The organism is Sphingomonas sp. KRR8, from assembly GCF_023559245.1.
Lineage (GTDB): Bacteria > Pseudomonadota > Alphaproteobacteria > Sphingomonadales > Sphingomonadaceae > Sphingomicrobium.
The window spans coordinates 1,980,001-2,001,994 of sequence record NZ_CP097462.1; the positions used below are offsets into that span (position 1 = coordinate 1,980,001).

A 21,994-nucleotide genomic window follows, 5' to 3' on the forward strand; every position below is an offset into this window, starting at 1 on the left:
GAGGCGCCCGCTCCGGGCGCTCACCACGATCAGGACGATCACTGCGCTCGAACCGCTCCGCACGCTCGGACCGATCGGCTCGCTCGGGACGGTCACCGCGCTCGTAGCGGTCGTTCCGCTCCGGACGGTCGTTCCGCTCCGGACGGTCGTTCCGTTCGCGGCGGCGATCCTGGGGCTGGCGCTGCGGGCGCTGCGCCTGCTCCTCGTCCTCGCCCTCGTCCTGATCGTCACCAGCGAAGTCGTTGTCCTCGCCGTCCTCGTCCTCGTCACGCGACGATCGCTGGTCTTCGAACCGCGGGCGGGTTTCGGCCAGCACGCGGAAATAGTGATCGGCGAACTGAAGGTAATATTCGGTCTGGACGCGGTCGCCGGCCATCTGCGCATCACGCGCGAGGCTCTTGTACTTCTCCAGCAGCTGCGCCGCATTGCCGCGCTGGCGACTGTCGCGAGCGTTGCCGCCACCCCCGCCGCCCATACCTTGCGGACGCTGTCCACCACGGCCACGACGGCGGCCGTTTTGACGATTGTTCATCAAATGCTTGTTCCTTGTCGCACTGGCGCTGGTCTTCTCCGAAGCGCGTGACAACCGACCCTTCGATGCCGCAGCACGAGCCAAAGCGGCTTGCTGGCCGCCCTCGTGCCCCTAGCCGTCATGTTTTGCGCCGGATTGGTGGCGCCCTCATGAGCGATGTCATCGGGGGTAGCGACGGGAGCGGTCGGGCTCGCTGGAAGCGCGGTTCGCGGCCCCGTTGCTTTCTCCGATGTAGACTGCCGCCCGCGCAATTCCAAGTTATTTGTTGTGCACCTCAACAAGCAGTGCGCGGGGACGGTCGGCGAGGTCTCGCGCAAGCCGGACATCGAGGCCTTCCGCTTCGAACAGCGCAGCGGCACTGTCGGCCTGGTCAAAACCAATCTCGATCGCGGCCAGCCCGTGCGGGCAGAGCAAGCGACCGATCTGCGGAGCGATCCGACGGTAATCATCGAGTCCTTGCGGACCGGCGAACAACGCTTCGGCGGGCTCGTGCTCGGCGACGCCCGGCCCGAGGTCGGCGTCCGTCGCGACGTACGGCGGGTTGCACAAGATGAGGTCGAAACACTCGTCCACCCCAACCGCCCAGTCGCCTAGCCGCCACTCCGTTCGACCGTCGAACCCGAGGCGGCGGGCATTGGCCGATGCATAGGACAAGGCGCGGCGGGACGCGTCGATGCCAAGGCCGGTGGCCCCGGGCCACAGGTCGAGTGCCGCCAGCAGAAGTGTCCCCGGCCCAGTTCCAAGATCGAGAATTCGCGCCGGCGGCTCGCGGCCTTCGAAATGCTCGAGTGCGGCAGCGATCAGCGTTTCGCTGTCCGGCCGGGGGATCAGCACCCCGGGGCCGACGTGAAGCTCGATGTTCCAGAAGGCACGACGACCGGTGATGTAGGCGACCGGCTCGCCCGCCCGGCGGCGCTCCACCATGGCGGCGAAGCGCTCTGGGACTGGCCGATCGGGAGGATTAAGCAGCAACCGGTCGCGGTCGATGCCGAGCGCTTCCGCCATCAGCAACTCGGCGTCCAGGCGAGCCGTATCGCTGAAAGGTGCCAGCGTCCGGGCAGCGTCCGCAAGCGCCCGGTGAAGAGCTTTCACGCTTCCTCGAGTCCGGCGAGCCGCTGCGCCTCGTCCTCGGAAATGAGGGCAGCGGTCAGTTCCTTCAGCCCTGGTCCTTCCAGGATTTCGGGGAGCTTGTGGAGCGTCAGGTTGATCCGATGATCGGTGACCCGTCCCTGCGGAAAATTGTAAGTGCGGATACGCTCCGAACGATCGCCGGACCCGACCATCGATCGCCGCGCGCCGGCCCGCTCGCTCGCCAGCCGTTCGCGTTCCAGCTCGAACAATCGGGTCCGCAGCACCTTCAGGGCCTTGGCCTTGTTCTTGTGCTGGCTCTTTTCATCCTGCTGGATGACGACCAGGCCGCTCGGCAAATGGGTGATGCGAACCGCGCTGTCGGTGGTGTTGACCGACTGACCGCCCGGACCCGACGAGCGATAGACGTCGATGCGCAGGTCCTTGTCGTCGATCTGAACGTCCACTTCTTCGGCTTCCGGCAGCACCGCAACGGTCGCGGCCGAGGTGTGGATACGGCCTCCGCTCTCGGTTGCCGGCACGCGCTGGACCCGGTGCACGCCGCTTTCGAACTTCAGCCGGGCAAACACGCCCGAGCCGTTGATCGAGGCGACGGCCTCCTTGTAGCCGCCAACCTCCGACTGCGAGGCACTGATCAGCTCGAATTTCCAGCCCATCTCGTCGGCGAAGCGCTGGTACATGCGCAGGAGATCGCCGGCGAACAGCGCCGCCTCGTCGCCACCGGTCCCCGCACGAACCTCGAGCATGGCGGCACGCTCGTCCGCCGAATCGCGGGGCAGCAGCTGCAGCGCGAGCGCCCGTTCGGCGTCGGGCAGCCGCTCCTCGATATGGCGTAGCTCCTCGGCCGCCATCTGGCGCAGTTCCTCGTCCCCGTCACGGGTCATCGCGCCCAGGCTCTCGCGCTCGGCGCGCAAGCGGCGCACTTCGCGCGCGGCCGAGGCGACCGGCTCGATCTGGGCATATTCTTTGGACAGCCGCACGAACTCCTCAGGAGCGAGGTCGCCCTTCGCCATCGCCGACGACAGCTCGTTCTTCTTGGCTTCGATTTGCGCGATGCGCTCGGACGAGATCTGCATCAGCGGGTCACCGCCGCTGCGATCATGTCAAAGGCGACCGCTCGCTGTTCACCCGTCGCAAGATCCTTCACCTGCGCGGTTTCGTTGGCCAACTCATCGTCGCCAATGATGATCGCGAACGCGGCACCGCTGGCGGCCGCTCGAGCCATGCGCTTCTTCATGTTGCCGCGGAACGCCATGTCGGCCGCCAGACCTCCCTGGCGGAGGCCGGTCAGGATGGCGGTCGCCGCCACCTCCGCCTTGTCGCCCAGTGGTACCAACACCGCTTCGGGCGCCTCTGCTTTCGGCGCATCGATCATCATGGACAGTCGCTCAATGCCAGCGGCCCAGCCGATTGCCGGCGTGTGCGGGCCGCCCAGGCTCTCGATCAAGCCGTCGTAGCGGCCGCCCGCTAGAACCGTGCCCTGCGCGCCAAGCCGGTCGGTCATGAATTCGAACGCCGTGTGACGATAATAATCGAGGCCGCGAACGAGCCGGGGCGCCCGCTCCCACTGCACGCCGGCGGCATCGAGGCCGCTGGTCACGGCGGCGAAGAAGTCGGCGGCCTCGGCCGTTAGGAAGTCGTCGATCGGCGGGGCGCTGTCGACCACCGGCCATTCGGCGTGGGCCTTGCTGTCGAGAATTCGCAGCGGATTGCGCTCCAGCCGGTCGCGGCTGTCCTCACTAAGGTCCGCTACCCGACCACGAAAATGCTCGTAGAGCGCTGCCCTCCAAGCTGCGCGGGTTTGGGGGTCGCCGAGCGTGTTGAGCTTGAGCACCGCGCCAGCGCCGATGCCCAACTCCTTCAGCAACTGGTCGGCGAACAGCAGCACCTCGACGTCCGCCTGCGGCTCTCCGGCACCCAGGATCTCGGCATCGAGCTGGTGGAACTGGCGGAAGCGCCCCTTTTGCGGACGCTCGTAGCGGAAGGCCGGTCCGTGCGTGGCGACCTTCAGCGGCGCATATTGCTGCCAACCCTCAGTCAGGTAAGCGCGGGCGATCCCGGCCGTGAACTCCGGACGCAAGGTGAGGCTATCGCCACCGCGATCCTCGAAGCTGTACATCTCCTTGGAGACGACATCCGTAGTCTCTCCAAGCGAGCGGGCAAAGACGGCGGTGGGCTCCAGGACGGGCACTTCGACCCGCTTGAAACCGAACAGCCGGCGGGTCTTCTCGAACGCGGCGACGACCGCGTGAAAACGGTCGGCTTCCTCGCCAAGGAGGGACTGCATTCCGCGAACGGGCTGAGGGGTCTGGATTTGCGCCATAATATTGCGCTGCGCCACTAGCGGCTGGGCGCGGCGCTGGCTAGGCGGTCCCGATGAAGGCTATCCTCCTTGCCACGGCGCTGGTCGCCGCTTCGCCGCTGCTCGCACAGAACAGCACTCCCACGGCCGTCCTCCCGGTCGACCGTGTTCCTGCCGCCCGCGACATGCCTTATCCCGGCACGATCCAGCTCGAGGTCGACGCGACCGATACTGACCGGGCGATCTTCGCCGTGCGCCAGATGATTCCGGTCGCCGGCCCGGGCGACCTGGTGCTGTTGTTGCCCAAGTGGCTGCCCGGCGCACACGGTCCCGACGGCAAGCCCGAGAAGATCGCCGGGCTGGTCATCAAGACCGCCGAGGGCACCGTGCTGCCCTGGGTCCGCGACACGGTTGAGACCAACGGCTACCATGTCGACGTTCCCGCCGGCACTCGTGCGATCGAGGCCCGCTTCCAATATCTCTCGCCGACGCAGCCGAACCAGGGCCGGATCGTCTCCACCCCGTCGATCAGCAACGTCCAGTGGGACCAGATGTCACTCTATCCGGCGGGGTATTACACTCGCCAGATTCCCGTTCAGGCAACGCTGGTCCTGCCCGCCGGGTGGCAGGCGGCAACCGCGCTTCGTCCGGCCGGCGCCGCGCCCGCCACCGGCAACCGCATCACTTATGGCACCGTCTCCTACGAGACCCTGGTCGATTCGCCGGTGTTCGCCGGCCGCTACTTCCGCAAGGACGACCTCGGCCACGGCGTCGCCCTCAACAGCGTCGCCGACGCTCCCGACGAGCTGAAGATCCCGCCGGCCGTCCTCGCCAAGCATCGGTCGATGGTCGATCAGGCGGTGAAGCTGTTTGGCTCCCGTCATTTCGATCATTACGACTTCCTCAATGCCGTGACCGACGAACTGGGCGGCATCGGTCTGGAGCACCACCGCTCGACCGAGATCGACGTTGGCCTCGGCTACTTCACCGAATACGACAAGCACCTGCTCGATCGGAACGTGTTCGCGCATGAGTTCACGCACAGCTGGGACGGCAAGTTCCGGCGCGGCGCCGACCTCTACACCCCCGACTACAGTACCCCGATGCGCAACAGCCTGCTGTGGGTTTACGAAGGCCAGACGCAATTCTGGGGCAACGTGCTGGAAGCCCGCTCCGGCATGAGCAGCAAGCAGGACGTGCTCGACAAGCTGGCGATGGTTGCGGCTAGCCTCGACTCGCTTCCGGGGAAGAGTTGGCGTCCGCTGCTCGACACCACCAACGATCCCATCATCCAGAACCGCGCTCCGGAACCGTGGGGCAGCTATCAGCGCTCGGAGGATTATTACAACGAGGGCATGCTGATCTGGCTCGAAGCCGACGCCACCATTCGCGGCGGCACCGGCAACCGGCGCGGCATGGACGATTTCGCCAAGGCGTTCTTCGGGGTTCGCGACGGCGACTGGGGCGAGCTGCTCTACACCCGTGAAGACGTCATCCGCACGCTGAACCAGGTCTATCCATACGACTGGGCCCGGTTTTTCGCGGAGCGGGTCGACGAAGTCCGCCCCCGCGCTCCGCTCGAGGGTTTCACCCGCTCCGGTTACCAGCTGACGTTCACCGACGAGCCCACCGGCGCCTGGAAGGCCCGTGAGAGCAGCGGCAAGAGCACCGATCTCACCTACTCGCTTGGACTCACTGTCCGCGAGAAGAAGATCGGCGGCGTGCGCTGGGGCAGCCCGGCCTTCACCGCGGCGCTGCGTACCGGGGACGAGTTGCTCGCCATTGGAGAGCGGGCCTATTCGGACGAATCCTTGCGCAACGCGGTGACGAATGCCAAAGGCGGCTCAACCCCCATCCGCCTGACCTTCAAGCGTGGCAACGCCGTGCGAACGGTCGCCATTCCTTACTATGATGGCCTCCGCTATCCGCGCTTCACCAAGGTCGGGAAGGGGCGGGGCGCCCTCGATATTCTGCTGGAGCCGAAGTGAACCTCGATCTCGTCCCCGCGGGGAAGAACCCGCCCGAGTCCGTCAATGTGCTGATTGAAGTCCCGATCGGTGGAGAGCCGGTCAAGTATGAGCTGGACAAGGAGTCGGGAGCGATCTTCGTCGATCGCATCCTGCACACTTCCATGCGCTATCCCGCGAATTACGGCTTCATCCCGCATACGCTGGGTGACGACGGTGACCCGCTCGACTGCCTGGTGGTCGCGCGCTCACCCTTCTTCCCCGGCTCCGTGGTTCGCGCGCGGCCGATCGCGGTGCTGTTCCTGGAGGATGAAGCTGGCGGCGACGAGAAGCTGCTCGCCGTTCCCGAGTTCAAGACCTCACCCTATTATGAGGGTGTCCACGAGGGCGAGGACCTACCCGCCATCGTGATGGACCAGATCAGTCACTTCTTCACCCACTACAAGGACCTGGAGCCGGAAAAGTGGACTCGCGTCGGCCGCTGGGGCGGACGCGAGGAGGCCTATGACGTGATCCGCGCCGGTCTCGAGCGGGCCAAGAACGTCAAGTTCGAGGCCTGACGATCAGCAATCGGCGGCGCCAAATTCCATTGGCGTCCGCCGGTTCGCTCCCCACGCCAAGTCGCTACTTGAACGTCCGCGGCATCAATCTAGAAGCTCGCCCGCGCCGTACGTCTGGCCGGGCGCATCCGTGGACACTCACTCGCGACCGCTGAGCAGCCGGACTCCGTGATAGAGCGCGGCGCATCCGCCGCCGAAGATGGCGATCGCGATCAGCAGGAACAGGCCCATTTCGCTGTCGAAGTCGCTGCCGAGCGTCGGCAGCAGCATCAGCCCGCAACCGCCGCCAAGCAGCAATGCGAACAGCCCGAAACAGCTGAGGAACAGCCCGGCAAGCATGTTGCCGACATCCACCTTCCCATTCGGATCGCGATAACTCACGCTGGCAGCCCCCCATGGCAACAAGCTTGGCGGCGCCAGGGGCGCCCGGTCGGTAGAAGTTGTTGTAGGTATCGAACGGGATCAATCGCCCGTCGGTGGTAGCGAAGTGGATGCAGCTGCGCTTCACCGTCCCGAGATCGAAGTTGAAGCGATCGAGAAACTGGATGATCGCGACCTTGAACGTATCCTTGTAGGCCAGCTCGGCCGGAGTCTCGATCTCCGGCAGGCAGCAGAACAGGCTCGCCAGGCGCTCGGCATTGTTGCCTTCGACCGTGGACAGGCTGAGCAGCTCGAAGATGCGCGCCTTGAGCGCGGGATCGCGCTCGAAGCTGATACTGTTGGGCGCGGCGAGTACCGCCTGCTCGCGCGGCAGGAGGCTGGTGACCGGCACCACATTGCGCCCATGGCGAATGCCATAGCCGATGCAGATCTGGTCGGGATTGCAGGGCAGCGGCACCATGTCCTCCGCCCTGAACACCCCGCCGCGCGCAATCTCACGGCGCAAACCGGACAAAGTTGTCCGATGCAGTCCGGGATCGAAACCATCATTGCGGCCGGCGTCCTGGACGGGCTGGAAGACGACGCCGCGAACACAGGACCAGGTCAGCGCATGGTCGACGATCGCCGCGCATTCATGGTCATTGACGCCCTTGCGCACCGCACAGACCAGGGTCGTGGAAACGCCGGCTCGTTCCAGCCGCTCCAGCGCCTGTTGCCGGATGCGCGCCAGCTTCGCCCCGCGCAGGGTCATCAGCGAAGCATCGGACAGGCTGTCGAACTGAAGATAGACCTCGAACCCCGGCCCGATCTCCGCCAGCCTCTCCGCGAATCCTTCCTCGGTGGCGATCCGCACCCCGTTGGTGTTGATCATCAGGTGGCGGATCGGCCGCGACCGCGCAGCCGCGACGATTTCCCAGAATTGCGGGTGGATGGTTGGCTCACCACCCGACAGCTGGACCAGGTCGGGCTCACCTTCCGCCAGCACCACTGCGTCGAGCATCCGCTCCACCTCGGCAAGTGGCCGGTGCCCGCCGCGCCCTACCGCGCTGTCGGCGAAGCACACCGGACAGCTCAAGTTGCAAGCGTCGTTGATCTCCACGATCGCCAGGCAACTATGTTGCTCATGATCGGGGCAGAGACCGCAATCCCAGGGGCAACCATGCTCCGTTCGCGAGCCGAAGTGGTGCGGCCGGTCGCCCGGTTTGACCCAGTGCCGAAGCGAAAGCCAGTAGTCCGCGTCGTCCTCGATCAGCGTCTTGGAGACGCCGTGCGTGGGACATCGCTTCTGCAGGAAGACCCGGCCGTCCTCGCCGATCTGCTTGGCCGGGACGAGATCCCAGCACTGCTCACAAAGGCTGGTGGTCTGCCCGTAGAAGAGCCATGGACTGGCCTTGCGCAAGGCCGCTGCGACGGGCGCGTTCATTGTAGAACAAGGCGTAAGCCAGCAGGGCGATGCTGAGAAGCTGGAAAATGTTCAGCCCGGCTACCACCGTAGGGTAAGGCTTCAGGAACTCCCAGGCGAAGCGCTGCACCGCATAGAAGGCGACAAAGGCATAAAAGCCGCGCTCGACGGCCCAGGGTGCGCGCCCGCGAAGAGCGCGCAGGTAAACCGCCAGGAACAGCAGCATGGCCGCACTCTCGTACAGCTGAACCGGATGGCGCGGGACGCCGTCGCCAAGGTTGATCCCCCAAGGAAGACTCGTTGGCCTTCCGAAGGTCTGGTCCGACACCCCGGCGAACAGGCAGCCCAGCCGCCCTACTGCAATGCCAGCCGCCAGCGGAGCGACCCAGATCGCACCGGTCGAGATGCGTATGCCCTTCGCCAGCTTGAACAGCTCAACCGCGATGATCGCGCCGGCGAGCGCTCCGGCAACGCTGTGGCCCAGGTGCAAACCCCCGGCGAGGGAAAGATTGAGGGAGCCGAACAGATAGGCTCCGGATATGCCGCCGCCAGCCAGTGCGGCGAGGTAGCCAAGGCCGAATGCTCGCGCCGACGACGCAGCGGTTTTCGGCAGATATCGGGGGACGACCCACCGCGCGACCATGGCGCCCGTGACCCAGGCGAGCAGATCAAAGGCGAGATGCCAGTGCGGGTTGGTAGGCAGGACCATCGGCCAGCGAGGCTGGCGGGCTGATCTGCATTAGGCAAGCGGCGCTTGCGGCCACGCCGCCAAGCTGGAAAGCTTCACCGATTCGCTTGTTCACCCGGAAGGATCCGCCTTGCACCGTCTGCTTGCCGCTACCGCTGCCATCGTCATCGCTTCCGCCCTGCCGGCTCAGCCGGCCGGGCCCGTCGTCCAGCAGACGCAGGCGGCCATCGAGCGCATTCGCCGCATCGATCCCGCGCTCGGCTCGGTGATCGCGGTCGATCCGACCGCTCTCGACCAGGCTCGGCGGGTCGAGGGCGGCGGTCCGCGCGGCCCGCTGTCCGGACTGCCGATCCTGCTCAAGGACAATATCGAGGCCGCGGGCCCATTGCCGACCACCGCCGGGAGCCTTGCGCTCGCCAATAACGTCACCAACCGCGACGCGCCGCTGGTCGCCCGGCTGCGGGCCGCCGGGGTGATCATCCTTGGCAAGACCAATCTGAGCGAATGGGCGAACATCCGCTCGAATCACTCCATCTCGGGCTGGAGCGCCGTCGGCGGGCAGACCCGCAACCCTTATGCGCTCGACCGCAACACCTGCGGCAGCTCGAGCGGCAGCGGCGCGGCCGTCGCCGCCGGCCTAGTCCGGATGGCGATCGGCACCGAGACCGACGGCTCCATCACTTGCCCCGCGGCCATCAACGGCATCGTTGGCCTCAAGCCCACCGTGGGCCTGGTCAGCCGGACCCACATCGTTCCGATCAGCGAAAGCCAGGACACGGCCGGGCCGATGACCGCAAGCGTACGCGAAGCGGCCATGCTGCTGAGCGTGATCGCCGGCAGCGACCCCGCCGACAAGGCGACGGCGGAGGCTGATCGGCACCGCCGGGACTATGCGGCGGGGCTCAGCCCCACCGCGTTGCGCGGCAAGCGAATCGGCGTGATGCGCTTCGCCTCCGGCTTCGGCACCGACGAGGTGTTCGAACGCGCACTTGGCGTCCTCAAGGCGCAGGGCGCGACGCTGGTGGAGATCGGGAAGTTCGACGACAGCCAGATCGGCCGCAACGAAGGGCTGGTGCTGAACACCGAGCTCAAGGCTGGCCTCAATGCCTATCTCAAGGGCAGCCCCGCCAACATTCCGGTCCGTACGCTGGCCGACACCATCGCCTTCAACAAGGCTAATGCGGCGACGGAGCTTGCACTCTTCGGTCAGGAGACATTCGAGCAGGCGGAAAAGACGAAGGGTCTGTCTGATCCGGCCTACCGCAAGGCAAGGCAGCTGAGCTTCCAGGCGGCGGGTCCGAACGGCATCGACCGCCTGCTCAAGCAGTATAACGTCAGCGCGCTGGTCGGGCCGACCATGCCGCCTTCGTGGAAGATCGATGTGGTCAACGGCGACCAGATCAGCGGCGGCGGTGCCGGCAGCCTGGCCGCGGTGGCGGGCTATCCCCACCTGACCGTGCCGATGGGCCAGGTCCGCGGACTCCCCGTTGGCCTCAGCTTCATGGGCCCGAAGTGGAGCGAGGCGATGCTGTTGAACTACGGCTTCGCCTTCGAACAGGCACGTGGGCCGCTGCCCGGCCCGCTGTTCTTCCGCTCGATAGAGGAAAGCCCTGCGATCGCCCCGCACCTCAAGCGGTAAGGCGAAGCCCCGCGATCGCTGCGACGATCCCCAGGATCAGCAGCACTCGCACCGTGCCGGTCGGCTCACCGAAGAAAGCCATGCCGACCAGCACGGTGCCAACCGCCCCGATGCCGCCCCACACCGCATAGGCTGTCCCCATCGGGATGGAGCGAGCCGCAAACTCCAGCAGCCCCATCGACAGACTGACGCTGATCAGGAAGGCGATCGTCCAAGGAACGTTGCGAAAGCCATCTACGAACCGAAGTGACGTGGTGAACCCAACCTCGCAAAGGCCACCCAGGATGAGCAGGAACCAAGCCATGAAAATCCTTTCACTGGACGGCTCGTTCCCGGCGCGCCACGCTGCCTGGCATGGCTGAGCAGCGCGGTATCGGCAATGTCCTGGCGCCCCCGCGCTATTTGGCTTTCCTGGCCACCCTGCTCATTGTCAGCCCTATCGCAGCGCACGTGATGGGGCGCTGGGGGCTTGGCGTCCTGATCGGCTTTGACATCGCAGCAATGCTGTTCCTGCTTCTCGTGCTGCCGCTTCTCGGAACGCGTGAGGCGCGCATCATCCGGGAGGCCGCCGCCAGCAACGACGCCAACCGCACCTTGCTGCTGGCGCTCACCGGGATCGTGATGATCGTTCTTCTCACGGCAATAACGGCGGAGACGATGGGCGGGCACAATCCCGAGCCGTTCACCAAGGCGGTCGTCATCCTGACGCTGGCACTGGCCTGGCTGTTCAGCAACACTGTCTACGCACTTCATTATGCGCACATGGTCTACCGACGCGGCAACAAGCATTGCCACGGGCTACAGTTCCCCGGCACCGAGGTCCCTGTCTACTGGGACTTCGTCTATTTCAGCTTCACCTGCGGGATGGCCTTCGCCACCTCGGACGTGGTGATCGCCGACCAGGCGATCCGGCGCGTGGTGACGCTGCATTCGCTGGCCGCCTTCGCCTTCAACATCGGCGTGCTGGCCTTCACCATCAACGTGCTCGGCTCCGGCGGCTAGACTGCTACCTCTACCACCGGCGAGACATGCCGCGGCCGGCGCGCGGCGAGCAGGCAGCCAAGCACGATCAGCGCCGCGCCCGCCAGTGTGGTCCAGCGCAGCGGGTCGGCATAGAAGATGGCACCAAGCGCCAGCGCCCACAGAAACGCGCTATATTCGATCGGCACCAGCACCTGCGCTTCCTCGCGGCCGTAGGCCCAGCTCAGCAGGAAGAGCGAGGTGACGGCCAGAGCCGCAGACAAGGCGATCAGCCCCCAATGCGCGTTGTTGCCGGGAATGGCGGGCAGCGCCGGATCGACCAGCATCGCCAACGGCAGAGCGAGCAGCAGCCATGCACCCGAGATCAGCGACTGAAAGAAGCTCACCTCCGCCGGGCCGGCGACCTGCGACTGCTGGCGCATCAAGATGAGGTTCCAGGCATAAAGCATGGCCGAGGCAAGGATAGCGGCCACCCCGTCCAGGTGGCGTTCGCCGCCGGTGCCCAGCCGCGCCCACAACAGGACCAGCATTCCCGATAAACCCAGCAGCGATGCCCACATGCTTTGCCGGCTGACCCGCTCCTTGAGGAGCATGGCGGCAAGATAGAGCGCGATCAAAGGAGCCACGAAGGACAGCGCGATCGCCTCGGCCATCGGCAGTCGGGACAGGCCGTGGAACCACAACACGGCCATCGCCGCCCCCACCGCGCCGCGCAACACATGAAAGCGCAAGGCGGCCCGGCCGGGCCAGGCCGTTCGCGACCGGAGGTAGGCGGGAGCCGAGAAAGCCGTGGCGAACAGCTGGCGCCAGAGCATTCCGGAATATGCGCCGATCGCCAGTGCGACCGCCTTCATCGCCGCATCCATGCCGGCAAACAGCGCAATTCCAAGCGCGGCGGCGACGATCGGGAGCAAATGGTGCCGGTGGCGCATGCGACGCCTCTAGCGGCACCGAAGCGTCAGCGCAGCAGCATCTCGTCATTCTCGATCGAAACCGAGGCGAACTGGCTCAGCACATTCTGCCCGAGCAGCGATTGCCCCGAGTCGGCTAGAACCAGTGCCGGCACGTCGCTGATCCGGTGATCGCCCACGCTCACATCGTGCAGCACGACGGAAAGCCCCATCACTGGTCCCGAAGCGCCCTGCGCAACAACCTGGAATTGGCTGGGATCGACCGTAATGCCGGCGCGCTCGGCATCCGCGCGGGTCAGCGACACGACACTGGCGCCCGTGTCGACCATGAACTCGATCGCGCTGCCGTTCACCTCCGCACTAGCGTAGAAGTGACCGTCGGGCCGCCGGGCAAGCGCGACCGTGCCGCCGTTGGTCGACGTACTCGGCGACGGCGAAACCGGCGGGACGCTGGCCTGTTCCACAAGGTGACGGGACTGAGGCGAGGCCTCATCATCAGGCGAAGGCATCGCCGGCATCAGGGCGCCGACCGTCACTGCAACCACCAGAATGATGAGCGCGGCCTTCCACATGTCGCCACCACTGGCAGCAAGTGATGAAAAGAGCGTTTCCGCTTACTCGGCGGCGTCGAGCACCTGGGCCTGCGCCTGAGCAGCGGCCTCGATCTCGGCTGCCTTCTGTTCGACCAGCCGGACGATGTGATCGACCATGCCCTCGTCCGCGACATGATGGTCAGTCACGCCCGAAAGATAGACCATGTGCTTGCCGTTTCCGCCGCCAGTCACGCCGATGTCGGTCTCGCGCGCTTCGCCCGGGCCGTTCACCACACAGCCCAGCACCGACAACGACATCGGGGTGCGGATATGCTGCAACCGTTCTTCGAGCTTCTCGACCGTGCGGATCACGTCGAAGCCCTGGCGCGCGCAGCTCGGGCAGGAAATGACCCGCACACCGCGGTTCCGGATGCCGAGTGACTTCAGGATCTCGTAACCGACGCGGACCTCTTCCTCAGGTTCTGCCGACAGGGACACGCGGATGGTGTCGCCGATTCCGCTCCACAGCAGCATTCCGAGCCCGATGGAGCTCTTTACCGTCCCGCCGATCAGCCCACCGGCTTCGGTGATTCCGAGATGAAGCGGGCAGTCGAGCTCGCTGGCAAGCTGCGTATAGGCAGCGACGGCGAGGAACACGTCCGACGCCTTCACACTGATCTTATACTCGCGGAAGTCATGCTCCTCGAGCATCCGGACATGGTCCAGCGCGCTCTCGACCAACGCTTCGGGGCACGGCTCGCCATATTTCTCGAGCAGATGTTTCTCGAGGCTGCCAGCATTGACCCCGATGCGCATGGAGCAGCCGTTGGCCTTGGCGGCGCGAACCACCTCCGCGACCCGCTCCGACGAGCCGATGTTACCCGGGTTGATACGCAGACAGGCGGCCCCGGCGTCGGCGGCCTCGAGCGCGCGCTTGTAGTGGAAGTGGATGTCTGCGACGATCGGCACCTCGGCCGCTCGAACGATCTCGCGCAGGGCAGCGGTGCTATCCTGGTCAGGACAGGACACACGGATGATGTCCACGCCAGCCTCTTCGCAGCGGCGGATCTGCGCGATGGTCGCGCTCGCATCCGAGGTGGGCGTGTTGGTCATGGTCTGAACGGTGATCGGCGCATTGCCACCTACCGGTACCTTGCCGACCATGATCTGGCGGGACGGACGACGGTCGATGGTGCGCCAGGGGCGGATTGCAGACATGATCGCGATATAGCCTCGCCATGCTTCAGAACCAAGGCGAAGCGCCCGTAACGAAGCGCATCACAATGAACGCGTTGGCAATTGTCGCTCCGCCGGGGCTCGGCTAGACGCCGCTCCGTGCCGATCATCCGCTTGCTTGCCGCGCTTTGCGCGCTTGTCGCCGCTGCGCCCAGCGCTGCTTACTGGGAATATGGCCACGAGACGGTTGCCGCCGTCGCATGGCAGTCCGTCCGGCCAGAGACTCGTGCGCGCATCGAGGCCCTGCTTCGGCAAGGTAGACTGCTCGAAACACCGACCTGCCCGGTCACGACAATTGAGCAAGCGAGCGTCTGGGCCGACTGCATCAAGCCGCTTGGTGACCGCTTCAGCTACCAGAGCAGCTGGCACTATCAGAACGTCAACATCTGCAAGCCGTTCAGCCTTCGCGAGGCGTGCAAGGACGGCAATTGCCTCAGTGCGCAGATCGACCGCAACGCGCGGCTGCTCGCCGACAAGACGCTACCCGTGCGCGAACGGCTGATGGCACTCGCTTACCTCGTTCACTTCGTCGGCGACATGTCGCAGCCGATGCACGGCGGCGATCGGGCCGACAAGGGCGGCAACGACGTGCCGGTCACCTACGGCACCATCGCCGGCAAGACCAACCTTCACAGCATCTGGGACGGCTGGCTGCCCGAACGCGCGATCACCGCTGGCCCGAATGCACGGCCGGGGAATGCCAACGACGCCAACTTCGCCGGCCGCGCCCGCGAACTGCTTGGCGAGGTTCCGCCCGCCGAGCGCCCAACGCTGGCCGCGGGCACGACGGAGGATTGGAGCCGCCAGACGTGGGCAAACGCGCGGACCTATGCCTACACCACTCTGCTTGGTGATCCGTGCGCGCCCATCCCCGCCGAACGGCCGTTGATGACCGAAGCCAAGATCCAGTCGCTGATCGTGCCGATCCGCCGTCAGGTAGTCACGGGCGGGCTTCGGCTCGCGCGGTTGCTCGACGATGCCTTGCTCTACGGCAAGGCGCCGCAGCGGCCGCAGCGCTCGCCCGCCAGCTAGGTCAATCCTCTTCGCCGGAGCGCCAGCGCCAGCCACCCTTGGTCGTCCTGGCGGTGATCAGAATGAGCAGCGCGGTCGCGGGCACGACGATGCTGGCGCCAGCCAGGCTGTGATTGCCGAACAGGTATACGGCGAGCCCGATCAGCGCGGCATAGATGGCGATCAGCGCCCAGCCCTGCCAGGCGATCGGCAGGCTGGCGCCATAGCCGAAGCGCTTGGGCGCGAACCATTCGGGACGCTCGCTCACCGCCGACGCTCCGTGACAAATGCTGCGATCCGGTCGACGAGGCCGGGCGCCAGCGGCAGGTCAGGGTTGGCGTAAGTCGCGAGGTTCGCCGCCTGGTCCGCCGGCGCCTCCTTCAGGACATGGTTCATGGTCGGGAAGTCGGCCCGCGCGACCCCGGGCCGTGCAGCGACAAGTCGGTCGGCATCGGCCTTCCCGACCTGGAGGTCGGTGCCGCCCTGCACGACCAGCACCGGGCCCTTGTACGCGGCAAGCAGCTTGGCCGGATCATAGCGGATCTCGTCGATCAGGAAGTCCTGCACCGCCGGATTGAACAACCCCCGGGCAAGCGCGGGGTGGAGCGTCGACACGTCGACCCTCCGGCCCGCCTCCAGGCTGGTCAGTGCGGCCTCAGCCTGGGGCAGGAGCGGCGCGTTGGCGGGGTTGGCCCGAAGCTGCTCGCGTATCACCGCGCCAAGCGGCCGGCCGGCGGTCTCGATCAGAACGAGGCCGCACACCTGCGGGCGAGCAGCGGCGGCGAGGGCGACTAGGCCGCCTTCGCTGTGGCCGGCGAGCCAGACGCAGCGATTGCCCGTCGCGCGGCGGGCGGCCGTCACCCAGCTGCCGACGTCGGCGGCATAGCGGCCGATCGTCACATTGTTCGGGTCACCCGCGCCCCTGCTCGCGAACATGCCGCGCTTGTCGATCCGAAGAGCGGCGATGCCCCGGGCGGCAAGCCCCTCCGCCAGAAGCTTGTAGCTGCCTGCCCTGACGCCCAGCGGATTGTTCCCGTCGCGGTCCGTCGGACCCGAGCCAGGGATGATGATAACGGTCGCGCGCGGCTGGCCGGTGGACTGCAGCAGGGTTCCGGCGAGCTGATGGCCGATGCCTGCGGTCAGCTGGTTCTGGCGCAGCGCGCCGGGCAAGCCGCTCATCAGTTGCGCGCTTGCAAGCAACAAGGCGATCATTCCTGCTTCTCCTTCGGCGGCCGTCCGCGCTTGACTGGTTGCGGCGGTTTCAGGTGAACGCCGCGGGCCTTCAACGCTTCCCTGATCAACATTTCAGCCTCGGCATTGGCCGAGCGCAGGTTGGCCGTGGCGCAACGCTCCACCGCATCCCACAGGGATGCATCGATCCGCAGCGGAAAGGCCTTGCGCTCAGCCATGCTCGGCTACTGGTAGAGGGTGCCGGTGTTGACCACGGGCTGGGTGTCGCGCTCACCGCAGAGCACCACCATGAGGTTCGAGACCATGGCGGCGCGCCGCTCGTCATCGAGCTCGACCACATTCTTTGCGCTGAGCTGCTCCAGCGCCATCTCGACCATTCCGACCGCCCCTTCGACGAGGGTCTTGCGGGCGGCAACCACCGCCTGCGCCTGCTGGCGGCGAAGCATCGCGCCGGCGATCTCGCTAGCATAGGCCAGGTGGGTGAAGCCGCATTCGTCCACCGTGATCCCGGCCACCGCCAGCCGGGCGTTCAGCTCCTCGCGAAGCTCGACGCCGACCGTGTCATGGTTGCCACGCAAGGTGACCTCCAGATGCTCGAAGTCATCATAAGGGTAGCGCGAACCGATAGTGCGAATCGCCGCCTCGACCTGGACGATCACGAACGACTTGTAGTCCTGGATGTCGAACAGGGCCTGGGCCGTATCCACCACCCGCCAGACGATCTGGGCCGCGATCTCGATCGGATTGCCGCGAAGGTCATTCACCTTTAGCCGTTCGGAGATGAAGTTGTTGGCGCGCACCGACACTTTCCGTCGCATCTCCCACGGCAGGACCCAGCGCAAACCGGTCGTACGATCGGTCCCCCGATAGGCACCGAACAAGGTGATCGCTGCGGCCTGATTGGGCTGCAGGATGTAGAAGCCGGCCAGCACAAAGATCAGGGCCGCCGGCATGAGAATGGTTAGCGCCAGCGTCAGAGCACTGGGGCCCTGACTCTTGAGCATGGCGATTGCCGCAATCTGCCCGGCAATTATCGCGATCAGCAACGCCAGCATGCCATAGCCGCTTACCGTCGCGGCGGGCCGCTCACGGCTGGAGGTGAGACTCGGATTGACCGTATCAGACATGATCATTCCCCTGTTTATCTGATATCATGTTTATATGATCACACAGCGTTGCGCAAGATGAGGCTGGCGCCTAGGGCGCGCAGGATGACGAACTGGCAGTTGGTGGTGCATGGTGGGTGCGGCGAATTGCGCCTCTCACCTGAGGAGGAAGGGATTGGACGCGCCGGGATCGGCGCCGCGCTGGACGCCGGTGCAGCAGTTCTTGCCGGTGGCGGGACGTCGCTGGACGCGGTCGAAGCGGCGGCGCGGGTGCTCGAAGACGATCCAGCGTTCAACGCCGGCCGCGGGAGCGTGCTGGCACATGACGGACACATTGAGCTCGACGCCGCAATCATGGACGGACGCACACGCGCGGCTGGCGCCGTAGCCGGCCTCACCACCATTCGCTCGCCGATCGGGGCGGCGCGAGCGGTAATGGAGCATAGCCCGCATGTTCTGCTGAGCTTTGGGGGCGCGGAGGAGTTTGCCCGCGAGCATGGGCTGGAGACCGTCGACCCAAGCTGGTTCGAGATACCCGAGCGCCGGGCCCAGCTCGCTCGCGTTCTGGCGAGTGGCGGCGGGTTCGACGCCGATGTGAAGTACGGAACCATTGGCGCGGTCGCCGTGGACGCGGCCGGCCATGTCGCCGCGGCGACGTCCACTGGCGGGCTGACGGCCAAGCGTTTCGGCCGCATCGGGGATTCACCCCTGATCGGTGCTGGGACCTATGCCGACGACCGCTCGGCAGCCATCAGCGCGACCGGCTCTGGCGAGTTCTTCATCCGTGCGGCCGCCGGCCACGAGGTCGGTGCACGGATGCGGATGCTTGGAGAAACGCTGCAGCAGGCGATCGACGCAGTGCTGGCTGACGTGAAGGCGCTGGGCGGTACCGGCGGGCTGATCGGCGTTTCGCCCACGGGAGAAGCCGCATGGGGCTTCACCACCCGCGGCATGTATCGTGGCCGGGTGAGCGCGGCGGGTCGGGACGTGGCGGTGCATGACGCTTGAGCCAGCGACGGCGGCCGACCTGTCCGCCTTGGAGCGGTTGCTAGAGAGCGCCTATCGCGGCGACAGCGCCCGTGCGGGATGGAGCCACGAGGCCGACCTGGTCGGCGGCCGGCGAACCGATGTCGACGAGCTTGCCGCCATGCTGACCAGCCCCGACCAGCACATCCTGCTGCTCCGCGCTGGGCGCGAATTGCGAGCCTGCGTTGCGGTCGCCGAGAAGGGACAGGGCCTCGCCTATCTCGGCATGCTGACCGTCGATCCAGCACAGCAGGCCGGTGGGATCGGACGCATGGTACTCGGCGGTGCCGAAGAATTCGCACGGCAGGAATTGGGCGCAACGCGCATGGAAATGCAGGTAATCGCCCAGCGGCCTGAACTCATCGCCTGGTACGAGCGCCGGGGATATGCCCGGACCGGCGAGACCCGGCCATTTCCGTTTGGCGAGCCGCGCTACCTTCCCCAGCGCGACGACCTGGAGTTCGTCGTGCTGGACAAAGCGCTTTAGCCGATCACTTCATTGGGATCGGCTTGCCCATCACCATGACATAGCCGACCCGAGTCACGGCCGCCGGATCAACCAGCGGATCGCCGTCGACGGCAATCAGGTCGGCCGACTTGCCCGGATCAAGCGTGCCGGTCTCGTTTGACAGGTTGAGCAGTTCGGCGCCGCCCTTGGTGGCCGCGATGAGCGCGTCGCGAGGCGTCATCCCGCCCTTGCTGACCATCAGACCCACTTCCTCGTTGGCGCGGGCGTGGGGGAAGACGGCCGCATCGGTGCCAAGTGCGATCTTCACGCCGGCCTTGTAGGCCTTGTTCAACCCCTTGCCCCAGACCGCGAGGGTCTGCTTGCCCTTGGCCTCGCTGGCGGGAGTGAAGATGCCCTTGCCGATGTACATCTGCAGTCCGCTGAAGGCCATCAAAGTCGCGGAGTAGAAGGTGCCCCGCTTCTTCATCTCGGCCACGCCGGCGTCGTCGATGAAGGTGCCATGCTCAATTGAATCGACGCCCGCTCGCACGGCGGCAAGAATGCCCTTGGCACCATGCGCATGGGCAGCGGTCTTCAGGCCGAGGCCGTGAGCGGTGTCAATGATCGCCTTCATCTCGGCGTCCGAGAAATGCTGCTCCAGCCCGGCTTCACCCGGATCCAGCACGCCACCAGTCGCGTGAAACTTGATCACGTCGACACCGCTGGCGGCGATATTGCGCACCGCTCGCGCACATTCGTCGGGCCCGGTGCAGACCTGCACCTGATGTTCGTCGTTGATGGCCCGGCGAAGCTCAGGATTGAAACCGACTGATCCGTCGCCGTGGCCACCGATGATCGACAGGGCGGGTCCTGCAACCAGCAGGCGCGGACCCGGGAACCTGCCGTCACGCAGCGCATCACGGGTAGCAAGGCCGGATTCAGGGCCGCTGCCGAGATCGCGAAGCGTTGTGAAACCCGCGCGCGCCATGGTCAGCGCATTGGAAAGCCCCAGCGTCGCTGCATAGGCCTCGCTATATTTAGGCGTGAGCGACTGATACCAGGGCTCACCGGCGTTCTGCGTCAAGTGAACGTGGACATCGATCAGGCCCGGCATCACCGTCTTGCCACGCATATCCACCACGGTCGCGCCCGGCGGGGTCGTGGCCCCGTCTTCGATCCGCACGATCCGGCCATTCTCGACGATTACCGTGGAGGGCCCGCGTTCGGGCTTCGCCGCATCGACGATCAGGCGTCCGGCCTGAATAGCGAAGGTCTCGGCCTGCGCGGCGCTTGTCAACACGAGCGCCGTGGCGGCGAGCAGCAGTTTGCGGATCATGATTTCCCCTTTGTCCGAATTGCGCTCAGCGTAGCGGCTGAAGGGGCCTGATCAAGTTACCATGGCGAGCAGCGTTTCGACCCGGTCGGCCTCGTGCGCGGGCTTGTCGGTGCGGATACGACTGATGCGGGGAAACCGCATGGCGAGGCCCGAGCGGTGTCGCTTGCTCAAGTGGACACTGTCAAAGGCGACTTCCAGCACTAGCGTCTTCTCGACTTCCCGGACCGGTCCGAAGCGCTGCACCGTGTTCTGCCGGACAAAGCGGTCGAGCCAGCGTAGCTCCTCGTCGGTGATGCCCATGTAGGCCTTGCCAACCGGCAAGAGTTCGCCAGCCTCGTTCCAGGCCCCGAAGGTATAGTCGCTGTAATAGCTCGACCGCTTTCCCGAGCCACGCTGCGCGTACATCATGACGCAATCGGCCGTCAGCGGGTCGCGCTTCCATTTGTACCACAGGCCGGTTCGGCGCCCGGCCACATAAGGCGAGTCGCGGCGCTTGAGCATCATGCCTTCGATCGCCGCGTCGCGGGCGCCCGACCTTATCTCGCCCAAGTCTGCAAAGCTCTCCGCCTCGATCAATTGAGAGAGGTCGAAGCGCTGCGGGTCGAGCCTCGGCATGAACGCCTCCAGCCGCGCGCGCCGCTCGGCCCAGCCGAGTTCGCGCAGGTCCTCAGCGCCGTCATAAAGAATGTCGTAGAGCCGCACGAAGGCCGGAAACTCCTCCTGCGTCTTGCCACTGACCAGCTTGCGACCGAGCCGCTGCTGAAGCGCGTTGAAGCTGGCGGCAGCACCTCCATGCTCGTCCGCGCCCTGCCCCGCGCCTCGGACCAGAAGTTCGCCGTCGAGCACAGCGGGAGCCTCAAAGGCGGCAGCTACGTCGGGAAAGCTGCGAGTGATGTCGTCGCCGGTGCGGCTGTAAAGCCGCGTCTGCCCGCCCGCGCGGACCAACTGGACCCGGATCCCGTCCCACTTCCATTCGGCGGCATAAGCGTTGAGGTCGAGGTCCTCGGTCTCGAGCGGATGGGCAAGCATGAAGGGCCGGAAGACCGGCACGTCGACCGCGCGCGGCTGCTCGGCCCGACCTTCGCCCCAGGCGAACAGCTCGAGATAGGGCTGGTCGAGCCCGTGCCAGACTTCCTCCACCCCCTCGACATCGACGCCGAACGCGTCGGCAAAGGCCTGTTTGGCCAGCCGGGCGCTGACGCCGACCCGGAGTTCCCCGGTGGCGAGCTTCAGCAACGCAAACCGTCCTGAGGCATCGAGATGATCGAGCATCCGGGCCAATTCGGCGGGCGCGTCGGAGCGGCTGATCGACTTGAGCCTTGTCACCGCGTCGGCAAGGCCGATGGTGCCGTCATCAATCTCCGGATGCTCGACGTCCGGCGTCGGCCACAGCAGCGATACCGTTTCCGCGAGGTCGCCGACGTAATTGTGGCTCATCCGCAGAAGCAGGGGATCGACGCGACTTTCGGCCAGATTGCGGATGATCGATGCCTTGACCGCCGGGATGTCCAAGGCGCCGGTCAGCGCCGCGAGTGCATATCCGCGATCGGGATCAGGTGTGCGACGAAGATAATCGCCGATCAGCTTGAGCTTGGCGTTGCGGCTACGAGTGTAGACGAGCGCGTCGAGCAGCTGGGAAAAGGCGCGCATGTCCG

The 21,994-nt window shown here is 66.0% G+C and carries 23 protein-coding genes (1 of these 23 cut by a window edge); 7 read left to right on the forward strand and 16 right to left on the reverse strand.

Going from position 1 to position 21,994, the window contains the following annotated elements:
* The 4 genes from M8312_RS09905 to hisS all read right to left on the reverse strand — a co-directional run.
* Positions 1-532 carry the 5' portion of a DUF4167 domain-containing protein gene (locus M8312_RS09905; protein WP_250117532.1) on the reverse strand. 266 nt of this gene lie to the left of the window's left edge, so the window shows 532 of its 798 coding nt (coding positions 1-532); it begins with the start codon at positions 530-532; its stop codon lies beyond the left edge, outside the window.
* Positions 533-790: 258 nt separating this feature from the next.
* On the reverse strand, positions 791-1,624 hold the full coding sequence (gene prmC / locus M8312_RS09910; RefSeq protein ID WP_250117533.1) for a peptide chain release factor N(5)-glutamine methyltransferase: 834 nt from the start codon (positions 1,622-1,624) through the stop codon (positions 791-793).
* On the reverse strand, positions 1,621-2,697 hold the full coding sequence (prfA, locus tag M8312_RS09915; RefSeq protein ID WP_502957410.1) for a peptide chain release factor 1: 1,077 nt from the start codon (positions 2,695-2,697) through the stop codon (positions 1,621-1,623). Before prfA ends, prmC begins: the two co-directional genes overlap by 4 nt.
* On the reverse strand, positions 2,697-3,944 hold the full coding sequence (gene hisS, locus M8312_RS09920; RefSeq protein ID WP_250117534.1) for a histidine--tRNA ligase: 1,248 nt from the start codon (positions 3,942-3,944) through the stop codon (positions 2,697-2,699). Before hisS ends, prfA begins: the two co-directional genes overlap by 1 nt.
* A gap of 53 nt (positions 3,945-3,997) precedes the next feature.
* Between hisS and M8312_RS09925 the strand changes: the two genes are divergently transcribed.
* Both M8312_RS09925 and ppa read left to right on the forward strand, forming a co-directional pair.
* A complete protein-coding gene (locus tag M8312_RS09925; protein ID WP_250117535.1) occupies positions 3,998-5,911 on the forward strand; it encodes a M61 family metallopeptidase in 1,914 nt (637 codons plus the stop codon).
* The gene (ppa, locus tag M8312_RS09930) at positions 5,908-6,450 is read left to right on the forward strand and encodes an inorganic diphosphatase (protein WP_250117536.1); all 543 of its coding nucleotides are present in this window, start codon (positions 5,908-5,910) and stop codon (positions 6,448-6,450) included. Before M8312_RS09925 ends, ppa begins: the two co-directional genes overlap by 4 nt.
* A 64-nt stretch (positions 6,451-6,514) precedes the next feature.
* Here ppa and M8312_RS09935 read toward each other — a convergent pair whose 3' ends face one another.
* Together M8312_RS09935 and M8312_RS09940 are read right to left on the reverse strand one after the other, a co-directional pair.
* On the reverse strand, positions 6,515-8,254 hold the full coding sequence (locus M8312_RS09935) for a radical SAM protein (RefSeq protein WP_250117537.1): 1,740 nt from the start codon (positions 8,252-8,254) through the stop codon (positions 6,515-6,517).
* Positions 8,178-8,942, reverse strand: a complete 765-nt coding sequence (locus M8312_RS09940) for a prolipoprotein diacylglyceryl transferase family protein (protein WP_250117538.1) — start codon at positions 8,940-8,942, stop codon at positions 8,178-8,180. The genes M8312_RS09935 and M8312_RS09940 overlap by 77 nt, the downstream gene beginning before the upstream one ends.
* Positions 8,943-9,051: 109 nt before the next feature.
* Here M8312_RS09940 and M8312_RS09945 point away from each other — a divergent pair, with 109 nt between their 5' ends.
* The gene (locus M8312_RS09945) at positions 9,052-10,560 is read left to right on the forward strand and encodes an amidase (RefSeq protein WP_250117539.1); all 1,509 of its coding nucleotides are present in this window, start codon (positions 9,052-9,054) and stop codon (positions 10,558-10,560) included.
* Here M8312_RS09945 and M8312_RS09950 read toward each other — a convergent pair.
* Positions 10,550-10,864, reverse strand: a complete 315-nt coding sequence (locus M8312_RS09950) for a DMT family transporter (RefSeq protein ID WP_250117540.1) — start codon at positions 10,862-10,864, stop codon at positions 10,550-10,552. The genes M8312_RS09945 and M8312_RS09950 overlap by 11 nt on opposite strands.
* A 50-nt stretch (positions 10,865-10,914) precedes the next feature.
* Here M8312_RS09950 and M8312_RS09955 point away from each other — a divergent pair, with 50 nt between their 5' ends.
* A complete protein-coding gene (locus M8312_RS09955; RefSeq protein ID WP_250117541.1) occupies positions 10,915-11,562 on the forward strand; it encodes a DUF1345 domain-containing protein in 648 nt (215 codons plus the stop codon).
* Here the strand turns inward: M8312_RS09955 and M8312_RS09960 are convergent.
* From M8312_RS09960 to ispG, 3 genes are read right to left on the reverse strand one after another with little or no spacing between them, the layout of a single operon-like run.
* The gene (locus M8312_RS09960) at positions 11,559-12,473 is read right to left on the reverse strand and encodes a DMT family transporter (protein WP_250117542.1); all 915 of its coding nucleotides are present in this window, start codon (positions 12,471-12,473) and stop codon (positions 11,559-11,561) included. The two genes, M8312_RS09955 and M8312_RS09960, sit on opposite strands and share 4 nt — an antisense overlap.
* A 26-nt stretch (positions 12,474-12,499) precedes the next feature.
* Positions 12,500-13,024, reverse strand: coding sequence for a retropepsin-like aspartic protease family protein (locus M8312_RS09965; protein WP_250117543.1), 525 nt, complete (start codon positions 13,022-13,024; stop codon positions 12,500-12,502).
* A gap of 42 nt (positions 13,025-13,066) precedes the next feature.
* Positions 13,067-14,203 (reverse strand): flavodoxin-dependent (E)-4-hydroxy-3-methylbut-2-enyl-diphosphate synthase, encoded by a 1,137-nt coding sequence (gene ispG, locus M8312_RS09970; protein WP_250117544.1) that lies wholly within the window; start codon positions 14,201-14,203, stop codon positions 13,067-13,069.
* Positions 14,204-14,320: 117 nt separating this feature from the next.
* On the opposite strand from ispG, the gene M8312_RS09975 reads away from it, so the two are divergent.
* A complete protein-coding gene (locus M8312_RS09975) occupies positions 14,321-15,253 on the forward strand; it encodes a S1/P1 nuclease (protein ID WP_250117545.1) in 933 nt (310 codons plus the stop codon).
* A gap of 1 nt (position 15,254) precedes the next feature.
* Here M8312_RS09975 and M8312_RS09980 read toward each other — a convergent pair whose 3' ends face one another.
* Genes M8312_RS09980 through M8312_RS09995 form a run of 4 tightly spaced genes read right to left on the reverse strand, consistent with a single transcriptional unit; the run spans position 15,255 to position 17,550 of the window.
* The gene (locus M8312_RS09980) at positions 15,255-15,500 is read right to left on the reverse strand and encodes a hypothetical protein (RefSeq protein WP_250117546.1); all 246 of its coding nucleotides are present in this window, start codon (positions 15,498-15,500) and stop codon (positions 15,255-15,257) included.
* Complete coding sequence (locus M8312_RS09985) at positions 15,497-16,444, reverse strand: alpha/beta hydrolase (RefSeq protein WP_250117547.1); 948 nt, start codon at positions 16,442-16,444, stop codon at positions 15,497-15,499. Before M8312_RS09985 ends, M8312_RS09980 begins: the two co-directional genes overlap by 4 nt.
* Positions 16,441-16,641: a type II toxin-antitoxin system antitoxin gene (locus tag M8312_RS09990; RefSeq protein WP_250117548.1), complete on the reverse strand. Its 201-nt coding sequence runs from the start codon at positions 16,639-16,641 to the stop codon at positions 16,441-16,443. Before M8312_RS09990 ends, M8312_RS09985 begins: the two co-directional genes overlap by 4 nt.
* 6 nt (positions 16,642-16,647) lie before the next feature.
* Positions 16,648-17,550 (reverse strand): SPFH domain-containing protein, encoded by a 903-nt coding sequence (locus M8312_RS09995; protein ID WP_250117549.1) that lies wholly within the window; start codon positions 17,548-17,550, stop codon positions 16,648-16,650.
* A gap of 84 nt (positions 17,551-17,634) precedes the next feature.
* Here M8312_RS09995 and M8312_RS10000 point away from each other — a divergent pair, with 84 nt between their 5' ends.
* The gene (locus M8312_RS10000) at positions 17,635-18,537 is read left to right on the forward strand and encodes an isoaspartyl peptidase/L-asparaginase family protein (RefSeq protein WP_250117550.1); all 903 of its coding nucleotides are present in this window, start codon (positions 17,635-17,637) and stop codon (positions 18,535-18,537) included.
* Positions 18,527-19,042 (forward strand): GNAT family N-acetyltransferase, encoded by a 516-nt coding sequence (locus M8312_RS10005; RefSeq protein WP_250117551.1) that lies wholly within the window; start codon positions 18,527-18,529, stop codon positions 19,040-19,042. The genes M8312_RS10000 and M8312_RS10005 overlap by 11 nt, the downstream gene beginning before the upstream one ends.
* A gap of 4 nt (positions 19,043-19,046) precedes the next feature.
* Here the strand turns inward: M8312_RS10005 and M8312_RS10010 are convergent, their stop codons facing one another.
* Together M8312_RS10010 and M8312_RS10015 are read right to left on the reverse strand one after the other, a co-directional pair.
* A complete protein-coding gene (locus M8312_RS10010) occupies positions 19,047-20,339 on the reverse strand; it encodes a metal-dependent hydrolase family protein (protein ID WP_250117552.1) in 1,293 nt (430 codons plus the stop codon).
* A 51-nt stretch (positions 20,340-20,390) separates the two neighbouring features.
* Positions 20,391-21,989 carry a cisplatin damage response ATP-dependent DNA ligase gene (locus tag M8312_RS10015; RefSeq protein ID WP_250117553.1) on the reverse strand — a complete coding sequence of 533 codons (1,599 nt, stop codon included), beginning with the start codon at positions 21,987-21,989 and terminating at the stop codon, positions 20,391-20,393.
* Positions 21,990-21,994: the final 5 nt, after the last annotated feature.